General features: G+C 66.6%; 17 protein-coding genes. 4 read left to right on the top strand and 13 right to left on the bottom strand.

Going from position 1 to position 13,017, the window contains the following annotated elements; translation table 11 throughout:
* Nucleotide 1: 1 nt before the first annotated feature.
* From gspL to B4F07_RS11585, 4 genes are read left to right on the top strand one after another with little or no spacing between them, the layout of a single operon-like run.
* Complete coding sequence (gene gspL, locus B4F07_RS11600; RefSeq protein WP_293703966.1) at nt 2-1,147, top strand: type II secretion system protein GspL; 1,146 nt, start codon at nt 2-4, stop codon at nt 1,145-1,147.
* Nucleotides 1,144-1,626 (top strand): type II secretion system protein GspM, encoded by a 483-nt coding sequence (gene gspM / locus B4F07_RS11595; protein WP_293703965.1) that lies wholly within the window; start codon nt 1,144-1,146, stop codon nt 1,624-1,626. The genes gspL and gspM overlap by 4 nt, the downstream gene beginning before the upstream one ends.
* Nucleotides 1,623-2,339: a type II secretion system protein N gene (gene gspN / locus B4F07_RS11590; RefSeq protein ID WP_293703964.1), complete on the top strand. Its 717-nt coding sequence runs from the start codon at nt 1,623-1,625 to the stop codon at nt 2,337-2,339. Before gspM ends, gspN begins: the two co-directional genes overlap by 4 nt.
* Nucleotides 2,340-2,370: 31 nt before the next feature.
* On the top strand, nt 2,371-3,111 hold the full coding sequence (locus B4F07_RS11585; RefSeq protein WP_414711737.1) for a prepilin peptidase: 741 nt from the start codon (nt 2,371-2,373) through the stop codon (nt 3,109-3,111).
* Here the strand turns inward: B4F07_RS11585 and pal are convergent.
* The 13 genes from pal to B4F07_RS11520 all read right to left on the bottom strand — a co-directional run bounded on the left by pal (nt 3,098) and on the right by B4F07_RS11520 (nt 12,982).
* Nucleotides 3,098-3,616, bottom strand: a complete 519-nt coding sequence (gene pal / locus B4F07_RS11580; RefSeq protein WP_293703962.1) for a peptidoglycan-associated lipoprotein Pal — start codon at nt 3,614-3,616, stop codon at nt 3,098-3,100. The two genes, B4F07_RS11585 and pal, sit on opposite strands and share 14 nt — an antisense overlap.
* Before the next feature lie 106 nt (nt 3,617-3,722).
* Entirely contained in the window at nt 3,723-5,087 is a 1,365-nt protein-coding gene (tolB, locus tag B4F07_RS11575) for a Tol-Pal system beta propeller repeat protein TolB (RefSeq protein ID WP_293703961.1), read from the bottom strand.
* A 5-nt stretch (nt 5,088-5,092) separates the two neighbouring features.
* A complete protein-coding gene (locus B4F07_RS11570; RefSeq protein WP_293703959.1) occupies nt 5,093-5,914 on the bottom strand; it encodes a hypothetical protein in 822 nt (273 codons plus the stop codon).
* Nucleotides 5,915-5,923: 9 nt separating this feature from the next.
* On the bottom strand, nt 5,924-6,442 hold the full coding sequence (gene tolR, locus B4F07_RS11565; protein WP_293703957.1) for a protein TolR: 519 nt from the start codon (nt 6,440-6,442) through the stop codon (nt 5,924-5,926).
* Nucleotides 6,442-7,140, bottom strand: coding sequence for a protein TolQ (tolQ, locus tag B4F07_RS11560; protein ID WP_293703955.1), 699 nt, complete (start codon nt 7,138-7,140; stop codon nt 6,442-6,444). The genes tolR and tolQ overlap by 1 nt, the downstream gene beginning before the upstream one ends.
* Nucleotides 7,134-7,613 carry a YbgC/FadM family acyl-CoA thioesterase gene (locus B4F07_RS11555; RefSeq protein WP_293703954.1) on the bottom strand — a complete coding sequence of 160 codons (480 nt, stop codon included), beginning with the start codon at nt 7,611-7,613 and terminating at the stop codon, nt 7,134-7,136. Before B4F07_RS11555 ends, tolQ begins: the two co-directional genes overlap by 7 nt.
* A 225-nt stretch (nt 7,614-7,838) precedes the next feature.
* Nucleotides 7,839-8,861, bottom strand: a complete 1,023-nt coding sequence (ruvB, locus tag B4F07_RS11550) for a Holliday junction branch migration DNA helicase RuvB (protein WP_293703952.1) — start codon at nt 8,859-8,861, stop codon at nt 7,839-7,841.
* Nucleotides 8,858-9,460 (bottom strand): Holliday junction branch migration protein RuvA, encoded by a 603-nt coding sequence (ruvA, locus tag B4F07_RS11545; RefSeq protein ID WP_293703950.1) that lies wholly within the window; start codon nt 9,458-9,460, stop codon nt 8,858-8,860. The genes ruvB and ruvA overlap by 4 nt, the downstream gene beginning before the upstream one ends.
* Before the next feature lie 126 nt (nt 9,461-9,586).
* Nucleotides 9,587-10,060 (bottom strand): crossover junction endodeoxyribonuclease RuvC, encoded by a 474-nt coding sequence (gene ruvC, locus B4F07_RS11540; RefSeq protein ID WP_293703948.1) that lies wholly within the window; start codon nt 10,058-10,060, stop codon nt 9,587-9,589.
* A gap of 96 nt (nt 10,061-10,156) precedes the next feature.
* Nucleotides 10,157-10,903: a YebC/PmpR family DNA-binding transcriptional regulator gene (locus B4F07_RS11535; RefSeq protein ID WP_293703947.1), complete on the bottom strand. Its 747-nt coding sequence runs from the start codon at nt 10,901-10,903 to the stop codon at nt 10,157-10,159.
* Between the two features lie 69 nt (nt 10,904-10,972).
* A complete protein-coding gene (locus B4F07_RS11530; RefSeq protein ID WP_293703945.1) occupies nt 10,973-11,290 on the bottom strand; it encodes a YbjQ family protein in 318 nt (105 codons plus the stop codon).
* 32 nt (nt 11,291-11,322) lie between these two features.
* Entirely contained in the window at nt 11,323-11,565 is a 243-nt protein-coding gene (locus tag B4F07_RS11525; protein WP_088441254.1) for a DUF2312 domain-containing protein, read from the bottom strand.
* Nucleotides 11,566-11,665: 100 nt separating this feature from the next.
* Nucleotides 11,666-12,982 (bottom strand): metal-dependent hydrolase family protein, encoded by a 1,317-nt coding sequence (locus tag B4F07_RS11520; RefSeq protein WP_293704797.1) that lies wholly within the window; start codon nt 12,980-12,982, stop codon nt 11,666-11,668.
* Between the last annotated feature and the right edge of the window lie 35 nt (nt 12,983-13,017).

The following is a 13,017-nucleotide window of genomic DNA, read 5'->3' as shown; positions in this document are numbered from 1 at the left end:
TATGAGCCGCACTTTGGTTCTGTGGTTGCCGCCGGTGGCGACGCTGGGTGACGAGAATGCGCCTCCGCCTGCTTGGCTGCGTGTCGACGATGGTATCATTGTGGACAGCGGGCAGGACGATGGCTGGGTCGACGCGTGGGAAAAGCCGCAGGATGATAGTCCAGACGACCGGCTGATCGCGCTGGCGCCCGCCGCCGACGTGCCTTTGCGCTGGCGGCATTATCCCGATGCGGCCCCGGCGCAGGCGGCATCGGCGGCACGGGTTGATACGTTAAAGGACAGTCTGGGCGACGGCGCTTTGCTGCATATCGTCGCGGGTCAGCCGATTGAGGCGGGGCAGGCGGTGCCGGTGGCGGTGACGACGCACGCGGCGATGACCGCGTGGACCGATTGGCTCAAGGCGCGCGACCTTTCGCCCGCGGCGATCATCCCGGCGGCTGCCGCGGTGCCGCCGCCCGAACCTGACAGCCTGTGGTCCGCCGAGGTTGGCGGCGAGCAGATCGTGCGGGCGGCGGATCACGCCTATGTGTCCGATCCCGAACTCGACCCGCTGATCGCGGGCGGTCACCCAATTGCGCCGCTTGATCCCGACCGGATGCGCGAGGCGTTGCTGATGACGCTGGCTTCGCCGCCGCTCGATTTGCTCAGCGGTGGTTGGAAGCCGAAGCGCAGCTGGTCGCTCGACCCGGCGCGGCTCCGGCTGGCCAAGCGGCTGGCGATCGCGCTGCTCATCGTCAGCCTGCTGATCCCGATCATCCATGCCGTGCATCTGTCGTCCGACACCAGCCGCGCCGATGATGCGGTCGTCGCGATGGCGAAAAAGGCGGGGGTCACCGCGCCCGACGCCACCGCGGCAGAGGCCGAACTCGATCGCCGGCTCGCGGCGGCGGGCGGCGGTCCGCTGGCATTTTCGGTTCCGGCCTCGGCGCTGTACGACGCGATGGGCGACACACCCGGCGTCGCGCTCAAGACGCTGTCGCATCGCACCGACGGCACGCTGACAACCACGCTGGCTGCGCCGCGGGTCGAGGACATCAACGCGGTGCTGCTCGCGCTCCAGGCCCGCGGTTACCGGGTCACCGCCCAGCCGATGGCGGGTAGCGACGGCCAGCAGATGGCGAACATCACGATCCGGGCGGTGCCATGACCGAGCGATTGAAAAACTGGTGGCTCGGGCTGTCACAGCGCGAACGCTGGCTGGTCGGCATCGCCGGGGTTCTGGCGCTGGGCGTCATCCTGTGGGGGCTTGGCCGTCCGGCCTATGCGGCAATTGTCGATCTCGAAAACCAGCATCGCGCGGCGATTGAGCGCGAGGGACGGGTGGCGGCGAAGGTGCAGCTGCTGGCGTCGCGGCCCGCGAAATCGGTTGCGACCGCGGTCGATGCGGTCGCCATTGACCAATATCTGGCGCAGTCGGCGAGCGAAATCGGGCTGACGCTCGACCGCAATGAGGCGCGCGGGCAGGGGCAGGCGACAATCGCGATCGCCACCGCGCGCGCGCCGGTGCTCACCGATTGGCTGGCGTCGCTCGAGGGGCAGGGCTTTGTCATCGACCAATTGACGATCACCCCCGCCGCCGACGGTACCGTCGGGCTGACCGCCGAACTCAGAAAGGGCGGCCAATGAGCGTGCGGCAACGCTGGGGTTTCGCGGCGCTGGTGCTGGCGCTGATCCTGATCGTCGCGACCTTCCCGATGCGGCTGGCGCTGGCGTGGTCGGGCGCGACCGATGCCGGGGTGACGGCGCGCGAAGTGCGCGGGTCGGTGTGGTCGGGCGAGCTGGTCGAGGCGCGGCTAGGCGCGCTGCCGCTGGGCACGGTGCGCGCCAGCCTGTCGCCGCTGGCGCTGCTCGGCGGCAATACCGAACTTGCCTTTTCGCGCACCGACGAGCGGCTCGGCGCGCTGGCGGGGCGGCTGCACGGCAGCAACCCGCGCGGGGTGTCCGACGTCAATGGCACGACGTCGATGTCGGGCGGGCTGGGGATGATCCCGGTCGATACGATCCGCTTTGAGGGTGCGACGCTGCGCTTCGACGGCGCCGGAAAATGCACCCGGGCGAGCGGTCGGATCCAGCTGGCGGTCAGCGCCCCAATCGCGGGGCTCGACCTGTCGCGAGGGCTGTCGGGACCGCTGACCTGTGCGAACGGCCGCGCCCAAGCGGCGTTGGCGAGCCAGTCGGGGATGGAACGGCTGACCCTTTCGTTCGACGGCAGCGGCGCTTACCGCGCGCAGTTCGCGATCAATGTCGACCGCGATCCGGCGATGGCGGCGGCGCTGGCGATGCTGGGGTTCAAGGCCGGTTCGGGCGGTTTCGTGCTGGCGACCACGGGCCGCTTCTGACGTGACGGTCCTCGATGCCTTGCCCTTTGGCATGGGCGTCGCTTTTGCCGCACTGATCGGACTGGTTGTCGGCAGCTTTATCGCGACTTTGGTGCTGCGCTGGCCCGCGGGGCGTTCGGTGTTCGGGCGGTCGCAGTGCGATGGCTGTGGGCGGGTACTTGGCGCGGTCGATCTTGTGCCGCTGGTGTCGGCGATGGTGGCGCGTGGATGTTGTCGAAGGTGCCGCGCAGCGATTGATCCGTTTCACTGGCGGGTCGAGTTGGGGTCGATGCTGATCGGCGGAATGGCGCTGGTGATCATGCCGGGGACGGTCGGCTGGATGTGGGCATTATTCGGCTGGATGTTGCTGCCGCTTGCGCTGCTCGACGCGCGGCATTTCTGGCTGCCTGATCGGCTGAGCGCTTTGCTGGCCATCGTCGGGTTGTTGCTCGCGGGTCCGTTGCTCGGCGCGCCGCTGCTCGACCGCTGGATCGGCGCGCTCGCCGGTGGGGCCGCGCTTGCCCTGATCGCTTGGGCCTATCGGCGTGCGCGCGGTGGGGACGGCATGGGCGGCGGCGATCCCAAGCTGGTTGCCGCGATCGGGTGCTGGATTGGCTGGCAGGCGCTGCCGCTGACGCTGCTGCTCGCCAGCCTGGGCGGGATCGTGTGGGCGCTCGTGGTCCAACGAAAAGGGGACCGACCGCTCGGTCAGCGGTCGGTCCCCTTCGGTGTCTTTGCCTGCACCGCCGCGTTCGCGACGGTGCCCCTGTGGCCGTTGATCAGCGGCCGATGACGACCGTCACCGCGCGGCGGTTCTTGGCATAGGCTTCCTCGGTCGATCCGATTTCGGCCGGGCGCTCCTTGCCATAGCTGATGACGCTGATCCGCGACGGATCGACGCCGAGCGAGGCGAGATAGTTTTTCGCGGCATTGGCGCGGCGTTCGCCCAGCGCGATATTGTAGTCGCGGGTGCCGCGTTCGTCGGCATGACCTTCGAGCGTGACGCGAACCGCGGGGTTGCGCTGCAACCATTGTGCCTGGCCCTGAAGCGTCGCCATGTCGGCGCTGTCGACATTATATTGGTCGAAGTCGAAGAAGATGCGGTCGCCTTCGAGGCCGACGCTGGCGAGGAAATCTTCCTGCGATCCCGGAATCACGCCGGTGCCGGTTCCAGCGCCGGTGTCGGTGCCCGTGCCTTCGGGGACGGGAGGCAGCGTTTCGGGCGCCTTTTTCGAACACGCGCCAACAGCAAGCATGGTGATCGCCGCAATCATCGCGGTACTTTTGCGTATCGTCATGTCGTCTGTCCTCTTGTTGTTGTTGGATTTTTCGGTTTAGCGGCCAAAATTGGCCTGTTCAGAACCCGATGATGGAACCCCAGCAAGGCATTTTGGTTCCTGTTGGTCACGGCAGTACCGGACCCCAGCTGGGGTCCGATCCATCCTGCGGGGTCGGCAGGCGGCGCAGGTTCACGCCGGTCAGATCGACCTGCCACAGGCTCGACTTGCCCTCGCGCCCCGGGGTGGTGCGGAAAAACTGGATGACGCGGCCGTTCGGCGACCAGGTTGGCGCCTCGTCCTGCCAGCTGTTGGTCAGCATCCGTACGCTGCCGCCCGTCGGGGTCATCACCCCGATGCGGAACTCGCCGCCGCCCATGCGGGTAAAGGCGATCAGGTCGCCGCGCGGCGACCATTCGGGGGTCGCGGCGCGCCCGCCACCAAAGCTGATCCGTTGCTGGTTCGACCCGTCGATGTTCATCGTATAGATCTGCTGGCTGCCCGACCGATCGCTTTCGAAGACGATCTTGCGCCCGTCGGGCGAAAAGCTGCCGCCAACGTCGATGCCCGGGGTGCTGGTCAACCGCACCGGGGTGCCGCCGTTTGCCGAGATGCGATAGATGTCGGTGTTGCCGCCGACCGCCATCGAATAGAGGATCTGGGTGCCGTCGGGCGACCAACGCGGGGCAAAGGTTGCGTTGCCGCTTTCGGTGACGAGCTTTTGCGAGCCCGCCGCGATGTCGTAAATGAATACGCGGACGCGGTTGTTCAAATAGCTGACGTACACGATCTTTTTGTAATCGGGCGAGAATCGCGGCGAAATGGCCAGCGACTGGCCGTTGGTGATGAAGCGGTGGTTGCCGCCGTCGCTGTCCATGATCGCGAGGCGTTTGATGCGGTTCCCTTTGGGGCCGCTCTCGGCGATATAAGCAACGCGGCTGTCAAAGAAGGGCGCCTCGCCCGACAGGCGCGAATAGATAGCGTCGGCGCATTTGTGCGCGGCGCGGCGCCAGTCGCCCGGCTGGATTTCGAACCCTTTGCGGACCAGCTCGCTGCCCAGTGCGGTGTCGTAGAGGTAGCAGCCGACAACGAGCCCGCCGGTACCGCTGGCGTCGACAAAGCCATGCACGACATTTTCGGCATTGCGCGCCTGCCAGTCGGCAAAGCGCGGCGCCTGTACCTCGGCGCGGGTGATCGCGCGGACGCCGCCGGGACCGACGGGTTCATAGAGGCCGCTGCGTTCGAGGTCGGCGGCGATAACTTCGGCGATCTGGCGGCCCAGGCTGTCGGTCCGCAGGCCCGCGACGGTCTGCACCGACGAGGTTGCGAGCGACGGGATGGCGATGACGGTGCGCTCGTTCGACAGCGTGCCTTCGATCGTCTCACGCGGTTCGGTCGGGACGACGGTGGGCGGAACGGGGGCGGTCTGCGCGAACACCGGGGCGGTGGTCAGAAGCAGGGCGAGCGAGAGGCCAATCGGGCGGAGGGACATGGTGCTTACCTCTTGATGAAATCGAGCGTGTAATTCTGCCAGAAGCTGTAGTTTTCTTCGGGCAGATCGAAGGGTGCGGCGAGTTCGACGGCGCGTTTGGCGCATTCCTGATGGCGCTGGACCAGATTCTTGTTGCTGTCGTTCTCGCCGGTCGTCGTGATGCTGGTGAAACCCGCCAGCGCCCCGGCCTCGGTCAGTCGGAACTTGACCACCGTCTTCAGCTGATCGGCATCGAAGCCGCTGACCTGGCAGCGGTTCCAGCGCGGCGCGACCGCCGATTTGATGCTGACATCGATCGAACGCCGGACTTCTGCGGCCGTCGCCGCAGCGGGCGCACCCTTACTGGCGGGTGCCTTCGGCTGCGACTTCGACAGCCCCTCGGCGATGCCGTCGAGGCGCCCGGTGGGACGGGCGGGGCGGTTTTTGGCCGGGGGCGCTTTGGGCGCGGCCTTGGGCTGCGCCTTGGCCGCCGCGGGCGGGGTCTGTTTCGGCTGCGCCTTCGGCCGTGCAACCTGCTTCGGGGTCGGCGCAGGCGTCGGGCGGACGATCGGTTCGGGCAGCGGCGGCGCGGGCGTCGGTTCGGGCGCCGCGATGTCGGTCATATCCTCTTCGCCGAGCCGTGCGGCCGGCGGGTTTTTGCTGATTACCGGGGCGGTCGATTGCACCGCGGTTTCGGCGATCAGGTCGACCTCCATCGGGGGATTGTCGAAACGGCGTTCGCCCGCAGTCCACTGAACGGAGAGGAGGCCGATAATCAGGACATGCGCCGCCACCGCGATGGCAAAGCCGCGTCCTTCCTTCCCCCTCACTGCCCGTGTTGCGGCCATGATATGACCCTATTGCTCCGTTTCTGAACCGTCGGTGACCGCGGCTGCGGTGGTCGGCGCGCTATCGGCGGCGCCCTCGGCGCCCGTGGTGACCAACGAAATCCGCGTCAGCCCGGCGCGGTTGAGTTCGCCCATGACGCGCATGACGCGGCCATAATCGAGCCCCTTGTCGGCGCGCAGCATGATCTGGCGCGGCTTCTCCTCGCCCTCCCGCTCACGCGCGATGGCGTCGAGCCGCGCCGGAAGCTCGGCCTCTGGCACCACCTCCTCGCCAATATAGAGCGTGTCGTCGGCGTTGATCGACAGCTGCACCGGTTCCTGCTCCTCGGTCTCGATCGGTTTGGCGCGGCTTTCGGGCAGATCGATCGGCACGGCGGAGGCGAGCAGCGGCGCGGTGATCATGAAGATGATCAGCAGCACGAGCATGACATCGACGAGCGGGGTGACGTTGATATCGGCGATCGGGGCGCGGCGATGGCCGCGGCCGCGTCGCCCGCCGATGCCGCCGGAAGGGCCGGTCATGCCCATCAGGCGTCAACCTCAAGCTCGCGGCTGAAGGTCGCGTGCAGCCCGTCGGCAAAGCGGCCGAGACGCGATTCGAGCCGGTTCAGGCGCTGTGAAAAGGCGTTGTAGGCGATCACCGCGGGGATCGCGGCGAACAGACCGATCGCGGTCGCGAACAAGGCTTCGGCGATGCCCGGAGCGACGACCGCCAGACTGCTGTTGTTGCTCGCCGCAATCGCGGTGAAGCTGCGCATGATACCCCACACGGTACCGAACAGCCCGACGAAGGGCGCGACCGAGCCGATGGTGGCCAGCGTGCCGATCTTTTCGGCGAGCCGGTCAACCTCGCCCGCGACCGCCGAGTTCATCGCGATGCCGAGGCGTTCGCGCGTGCCGTCGCGGTCGATGATCTTGCTCTTGGTCGACCGGCGCCATTCGCTGATCCCCGCAGCCAGCACCTTGGCGCTCGGCAATTCCTCGCCGCTGTTCTTGTCGAAGAATTTGTCGATATTGTCGGCGCGCCAGAAATCGCGTTCGAAGTTTTCGGATGCCCGCATCAATTTGCTGACGCTACGCCCATGGGTGAAGATGACCGCCCAGACATAGATCGACGCCAGCAGCAGCCCGATCATCACCGCTTTCACGATGATATCGGCCTGCAGGAACAGCGCGACCGGGGACAGGGTCGCCGCGTCGGCGGCCAGCGAGATATTGTCTAGCAAGGGAAATTCTCTCCATTCATGATGGCGGTAAAGCGGTCGGCCCAGCCCGCGGGCTGGCGGCGCGGCCGGCCCTCGGGCGACAGAAAGGCGGCGGTGACGTGCCCGTCGGTGAGTGTCTCGCCGGTTAACGTGTCAATTCCGCGAAGGATGCGCTGCGCGATGATCACGCTGGCGCCGCGCACCGCTTCGACGGTGCTGACCACCAGCAGGTCGTCGTCGAGCTTGGCGGGGCGGCGATATTTGATCGTCAGGTCGGTGACCGCCCAGCTGCCGTCGCCCGCGTCCATCGCGGCGCGCTGGTCGATGCCCGCGATCCGCAGCATGTCCGACCGCGCGCGCTCCATATAGCGCAGGTAGTTGGCGTGATAAACGATGCCGCTGAGGTCGGTGTCCTCGAAATAGACGCGCGCCCGGTAGTGATGCGCCGCCCCGACGAAGGCGCCGGGGATGAAGGGGGGCGGGGCGTTTACCATGGGGTTGATCGATAGCGGGCCTTCGACTCGTCGCAAACCCCTGATCAACGGTTCGTCGCAGATGGGGGCCGCTTGGTGGGAGTTGATGGCGGATTTCCGCTACATTCTTCTGAGGCTCGCGCCCCTGCGAAGGCAGGGGCCCATCTCCGGATGTAGCGCCCTTACAAAAACGGCTGAGTAATCCGCAATGGCAGGTGATGGGCCCCTGCCTGCGCAGGGGCACGGTCACTTGCCGTTGTCGAACAAACCGTCCTGCGATCCCGCGGGTGGATTAAGCCCCAGATGCTTCCACGCGCTGGCGTTCAGCATCCGCCCGCGTGCGGTGCGCGCGATCAGGCCGACCTGGAGCAGATAGGGTTCGATCACATCCTCGATCGTGTCGCGCGGTTCGGACAGGCCCGCCGCCATCGTCTCGACCCCGACGGGGCCGCCGCGATAGATATCGGCGATCATCGTCAGGTAGCGCCGGTCCATCGCGTCGAGCCCGAGCGCGTCGACCTCGAGCCGGTTGAGCGCGGCGTCGGCGGCCTTGGCATCGACAATGGCATGGCCCGCCACGGTCGCGAAATCGCGCACCCGGCGCAGCAGCCGCCCGGCGATGCGCGGGGTGCCGCGCGAGCGTTTGGCGATCTCCAGCGCGCCGTCGGATGCGATCGGCAGCGCCAGCAGGCGCGCGGCGCGGGTGATGACCTGCTCCAGTTCGCCATGGGTATAGAAATTGAGCCGCACCGGGATGCCGAAACGGTCGCGCAGCGGCGTCGTCAGCAACCCCTGCCGCGTCGTCGCGCCGACGAGGGTGAACTTCGGCAGGTCGATCCGCACCGACCGCGCCGACGGGCCTTCGCCGATCATGATGTCGAGCGCGCGGTCCTCCATCGCGGGATAGAGGATTTCCTCGACCGCGGGCGACAGGCGGTGGATTTCGTCGATGAACAGCACGTCGCCGTCCTCGAGGTTGGTCAGCAGCGCCGCGAGGTCGCCCGCCTTGGCGATCACCGGCCCGCTGGTCGAACGGAAACCGACGCCGAGTTCGCGCGCGACGATCTGCGCCAGCGTCGTCTTGCCGAGGCCGGGCGGGCCATAGAACAGCACATGGTCGAGCGCGTCGGAGCGCGATTTGGCGGCCTCGATAAAGATGCGCAGATTTTCGCGTGCGGCGGCCTGCCCGACGAATTCGGCGAGCGTTTTCGGGCGCAGCGCGGCGTCGGCGTCCTCGGGGGTGCGGATGGGGGTGGTGAGGTCAGTCACTTCGCCGCTTTCTTGAGCGCCACGCGGACCAGCGCGTCGAGATTTGCACCTGCACCGAGTTCCTCGCTTGCCGCAGCAACCGCCACGCTCGCTTCGCCGGGTTTGAAGCCGAGGCCGGTGAGGGCGGTGACGGCGTCGGCGAGGGGGCCGGGGGTGGTGGATATGTAGGACGTGCCGCTGCCCGCTATGCCGCCCAGCGCCCCGGCCTTGTCTTTCAATTCATGCGTGATCCGCTGTGCGAGCTTCGGGCCGACGCCATTGGCGCGCGCGATCATCGCGCTGTCGCCGCTGGCGAGCGCGCGTTGCAGGTCGGCGATTTCGAGCGCCGAGAGGATCGCGAGCGCGACCTTGGCGCCGACGCCCTGGACGCTGGTAAGCAGGCGGAACCAGTCGCGTTCCTCGGCCTTGGCAAAGCCGAGCAGGCGCAGGAAATCTTCGCCGACGAGCATTTCGGTGTGGATGGTGACGGTGCTGCCGGTGGGACCGAGCGCGTCGAGGGTGCGTGCCGATGCCTCGACCAGATAACCGACGCCGCCGACGTCGATCACCGCATGGCCTGCGCCGCTGGAGTCCAGCCGTCCGGTGAGTTTTGCGATCATGTTGAGTGCGTAGCGCGAGGGGAATGAAAAGGGAACAGTTTCCCTTCGTCGTCATGCCGGACTTGATCCGGCATCCCTCGCCGCCTCGCCGCATGGACCCCGGATCAAGTCCGGGGTGACGAAGGGTTAGTATCGCGGCCGATGGTTTGCATGGCAGATCGCGACGGCCAGCGCGTCGGCCGCATCCGGACCCGCGACTTTGGCTCCTGGCAGCAGCACGCGCAGCATCGCCTGCACCTGCTCCTTCGCCGCGGTTCCGGTGCCGACGATCGCTTTCTTGACGAGCCGCGGGGCATATTCGCCCACCGTCAGTCCAGCGCGCGCGCAGCCGAGGAGGACGACGCCGCGGGCGTGGGCGAGCTTCAGCGTCGATTGCGGATTGTCGTTGACGAACACTTCCTCGACCGCGGCGCATTGCGGCGCATGGTCGGCGATCACCGCGGCGAGCACGGTGTCGAGATGCGCGAGGCGGTCGGGCAGGGAGGCTTTGGCGTCGGTCTTGATCTGGCCGTTGGCGATGTGGCTGATCCGGCTACCCTCGACGCGGATGATGCCCCAGCCGGTGCAGCTGAGCGAAGGGTCGAGGCCGAGGATGATCATGTGGCTCCGTTCGTGTCGAGCGAAGTCGAGACACCCCGAAGGCAAGCGCGACCGATGGGCATCTCGACTTCGCTCGATGCGAACGGCTTTTGAGCTTTATCCAAGCTTTTCCATCACCGCGTCGGGGATTTCGTAATTGCCCCACACGGTCTGGACATCATCGTCGTCGTCGAGCGTGTCGATCAGCTTGAACAAAGTCTGCGCGGTCGCTTCGTCGGTGATTTCGCTTTTCAGCGTTGGCCGCCATGCGAGCTTCACGCCTTCGGCTTCGCCCAGCTTGGCTTCAAGCGCCTTGGCGACTTCGTGCAGGCCGTCGATTTCGGTCCAGATGTCGTGGCCGTCCTCGGACGATTCGACGTCGCTGGCGCCTGCGTCGAGCGCGGCCTCGAACACCGTATCGGCGTCGCCCGCCTTGGCGGGATAGCTGATCAGGCCCAGGCGATCGAAGCCATGCGCGACGCTGCCCGACGTGCCGAGGTTGCCGCCGTTCTTGGCAAAGGCGGTGCGGACGTTGGTGGCGGTGCGGTTGCGGTTGTCGGTCAGCGCCTCGACGATCAAGGACACGCCGCCGGGGCCATAGCCTTCGTAGCGGATTTCTTCGTAATTATCGCCGTCGCCGCCGGTCGCCTTGTCGATCGCGCGCTGGATATTGTCCTTGGGCATCGACTGCGCCTTGGCGGCGTTGACCGCGGCGCGCAGGCGCGCGTTCGCGTCGGGATCGGGCAGGCCCATCTTCGCCGCGACGGTGACTTCGCGCGCAAGCTTCGAAAACAGCGTGCTGCGTTTTTTGTCCTGCGCACCCTTGCGGTGCATGATGTTCTTGAATTTACTATGGCCGGCCAAGCCACCCTCCATCGGTCAATGTATAAGCTGGCGCCGCCCTACCGTGGCGGCCGACAAGAGACAACCGCGTCAGAGGACGACGGCGGTCCCCGACGCGCTGACCATCAGCATCGATCCGTTCTGGCCGAGCACTTCATAATCGAGGTCGACGCCGACCACCGCATTTGCGCCAAGGCGGGCGGCTTCGGCTTCCATTTCGCTGATCGCTTCCTTGCGGGCGCGGGAGAGGACGTCTTCATATTTGCCCGAGCGACCGCCGACGATGTCGGTGATGCTGGCAAACAGGTCGCGAAACAGGTTCGCGCCGACGATCACTTCGCCGGTGACGATGCCCAGATATTCGCGGGCGGGCCGGCCTTCGACAGTGTTGGTGGTCGTGCTGAACATCGTCACTCTCCTTTGCTGATAATGGCTGAGGCTCAGTCGATGCCGAGCGCCGATTTGTACACGTCGAGGATCGCTTCCATTTCCTTGCGGTCGTTGACCGGCAATTTGCGCAGACGAACAATCTGGCGCATGATCTTTGGATCGTAACCCTGCGATTTCGCTTCGTTATAGGTGTCGCGAATGTCGTCGGCGACGCCTTTTTTCTCTTCTTCCATCCGTTCGATGCGCTCGATGAAAAGGCGCAGTTGTTCGTCGGATACGGTGGCTTCGCTCATTTTATGCTCCGGTGACTGGGATGATGCGGCGCGAGAATCGCGGTTGGCGCGTCCCTAAAGCCCCGGAGGATTTTTGGCCATGCTTTCTTGGGAGGCCGCGTCACTCGGGCGGGAAGGCCTGGCGCTTGCCGTCCAGTTTGTGGACGACGCCGCGCCGCATCACGAAATCGACCTTTTCCAGCACCGTGACGTCGGCCAGGGGATCGCCGCCGACGGCGATGATGTCGGCCTCGCGCCCCGGCAGGATCGCCCCGATCGGCCGGTCGAGTTCGGCGGCATTGTCGATGGTCGCAGCCTTGATCGCCTGCGCCGGGGTCATCCCCGCCTTGACCATCAGCGCGAATTCCTTGGCGTTGTCGCCGTGCGGCGCGACGCCGGAGTCGGTGCCGAACAGGATGCGGACATTGCCCTTTACCGCGCGCGCGATGCTGTTGGCGTGGGCGGCGGCGGCTTCCTCGGCCTTGGCGAGTTGCGGCCCGGGGGCATCGCCGCGCCGTGCCTGCGCCAGCGCGGCGATCGGTGCGACGGCGGTCGGCACCAACGCCGCGTTTGATGCCTTGAACAGCTTGACCGTCTCATCGTCGATGAAGCTGCCATGTTCGATCGAATCGACCCCGGCGCGCAGCGCGGCGTCGATCCCTTCCTTGCCATGCGCATGGGCGGTGACCTTGCGGCCAAAGCTGTGTGCGGTGTCGACGACCGATTTCATCTCGGCATCCGACATCTGCTTGCCCAGCCCGCCCGCGACATTCGAGCGCACGCCGCCGGTTGCGGCGAATTTGATCACCTCCGCCCCGATCGAGATCTGCGCGCGAACGGCGCTGGCACAGCCGTCGGGGCCGTCGCAGATATTGGTCCGCTCGGCCGCGACCGCGTGGGTCAAGGTGCGGTTGAGCCCGTTGACCCCGCCATGACCGCCGGTCACCGAAATCATTGTCCCGGCGGGAATGACGGTGGGGCCGACGATCACGCCATTGTTGATCGCGTCGCGCAACGTCGTCGTGGTCCGCCCGTCGCCCCCCAGATCGCGTACCGTCGTAAAGCCCGCCTCGAGCGTCTTGCGCGCATTGTCCTGCGCGATCACGAATATATCCTCGACATCGCGGCCCGAGCTTTCGAGGCGGCTGCGCAGCAGATTGTCGTCGCTCGAGATATGGACGTGCATGTCGATCAGGCCGGGGAGGACAAAGGCGTTCTTCAGGTCGACGACGCGCGCGCCGCCCTCGGGCGTCGCAAAGCCGTCGCGGACTTCCGCGATCTTCCCGTCGCGGACGATGATCGTCGATTGGCCGCGCGGTTCGCGGCCCGGCTGGTCGAGCAGGCGCCCGGCGTGGATATAGGTGGTGGCGGATGGCTGAGCGGCGAGCGGCGTGCTCGCGATCAGTCCTGCCGCGATTGTCGCTGCGGCCCATGTCATGCGCATCCCGTTTATCTCCCTGTTGGCTGTCCACC

Source organism: Sphingopyxis sp. UBA6723, assembly GCF_002454115.1.
In the GTDB taxonomy this organism is placed as follows: Bacteria; Pseudomonadota; Alphaproteobacteria; order Sphingomonadales; family Sphingomonadaceae; genus Sphingopyxis.
Note: the sequence above shows the minus strand (reverse complement) of the source record. Positions and strands in the feature narration are given on the sequence as shown.

Bases quoted from the DNA above. Each gene is read 5' to 3' on its own strand.
- gspL (WP_293703966.1), top strand. From the start codon at position 2: ATGAGCCGCACTTTGGTTCTGTGGTTGCCGCCGGTGGCGACGCTGGGT.
- gspM (WP_293703965.1), top strand. From the start codon at position 1,144: ATGACCGAGCGATTGAAAAACTGGTGGCTCGGGCTGTCACAGCGCGAA.
- gspN (WP_293703964.1), top strand. From the start codon at position 1,623: ATGAGCGTGCGGCAACGCTGGGGTTTCGCGGCGCTGGTGCTGGCGCTG.
- B4F07_RS11585 (WP_414711737.1), top strand. From the start codon at position 2,371: ATGGGCGTCGCTTTTGCCGCACTGATCGGACTGGTTGTCGGCAGCTTT.
- pal (WP_293703962.1), bottom strand. From the start codon at position 3,616: ATGACGATACGCAAAAGTACCGCGATGATTGCGGCGATCACCATGCTT.
- tolB (WP_293703961.1), bottom strand. From the start codon at position 5,087: ATGTCCCTCCGCCCGATTGGCCTCTCGCTCGCCCTGCTTCTGACCACC.
- B4F07_RS11570 (WP_293703959.1), bottom strand. From the start codon at position 5,914: ATGGCCGCAACACGGGCAGTGAGGGGGAAGGAAGGACGCGGCTTTGCC.
- tolR (WP_293703957.1), bottom strand. From the start codon at position 6,442: ATGGGCATGACCGGCCCTTCCGGCGGCATCGGCGGGCGACGCGGCCGC.
- B4F07_RS11555 (WP_293703954.1), bottom strand. From the start codon at position 7,613: ATGGTAAACGCCCCGCCCCCCTTCATCCCCGGCGCCTTCGTCGGGGCG.
- ruvA (WP_293703950.1), bottom strand. From the start codon at position 9,460: ATGATCGCAAAACTCACCGGACGGCTGGACTCCAGCGGCGCAGGCCAT.
- ruvC (WP_293703948.1), bottom strand. From the start codon at position 10,060: ATGATCATCCTCGGCCTCGACCCTTCGCTCAGCTGCACCGGCTGGGGC.
- B4F07_RS11530 (WP_293703945.1), bottom strand. From the start codon at position 11,290: ATGTTCAGCACGACCACCAACACTGTCGAAGGCCGGCCCGCCCGCGAA.
- B4F07_RS11525 (WP_088441254.1), bottom strand. From the start codon at position 11,565: ATGAGCGAAGCCACCGTATCCGACGAACAACTGCGCCTTTTCATCGAG.
- B4F07_RS11520 (WP_293704797.1), bottom strand. From the start codon at position 12,982: ATGACATGGGCCGCAGCGACAATCGCGGCAGGACTGATCGCGAGCACG.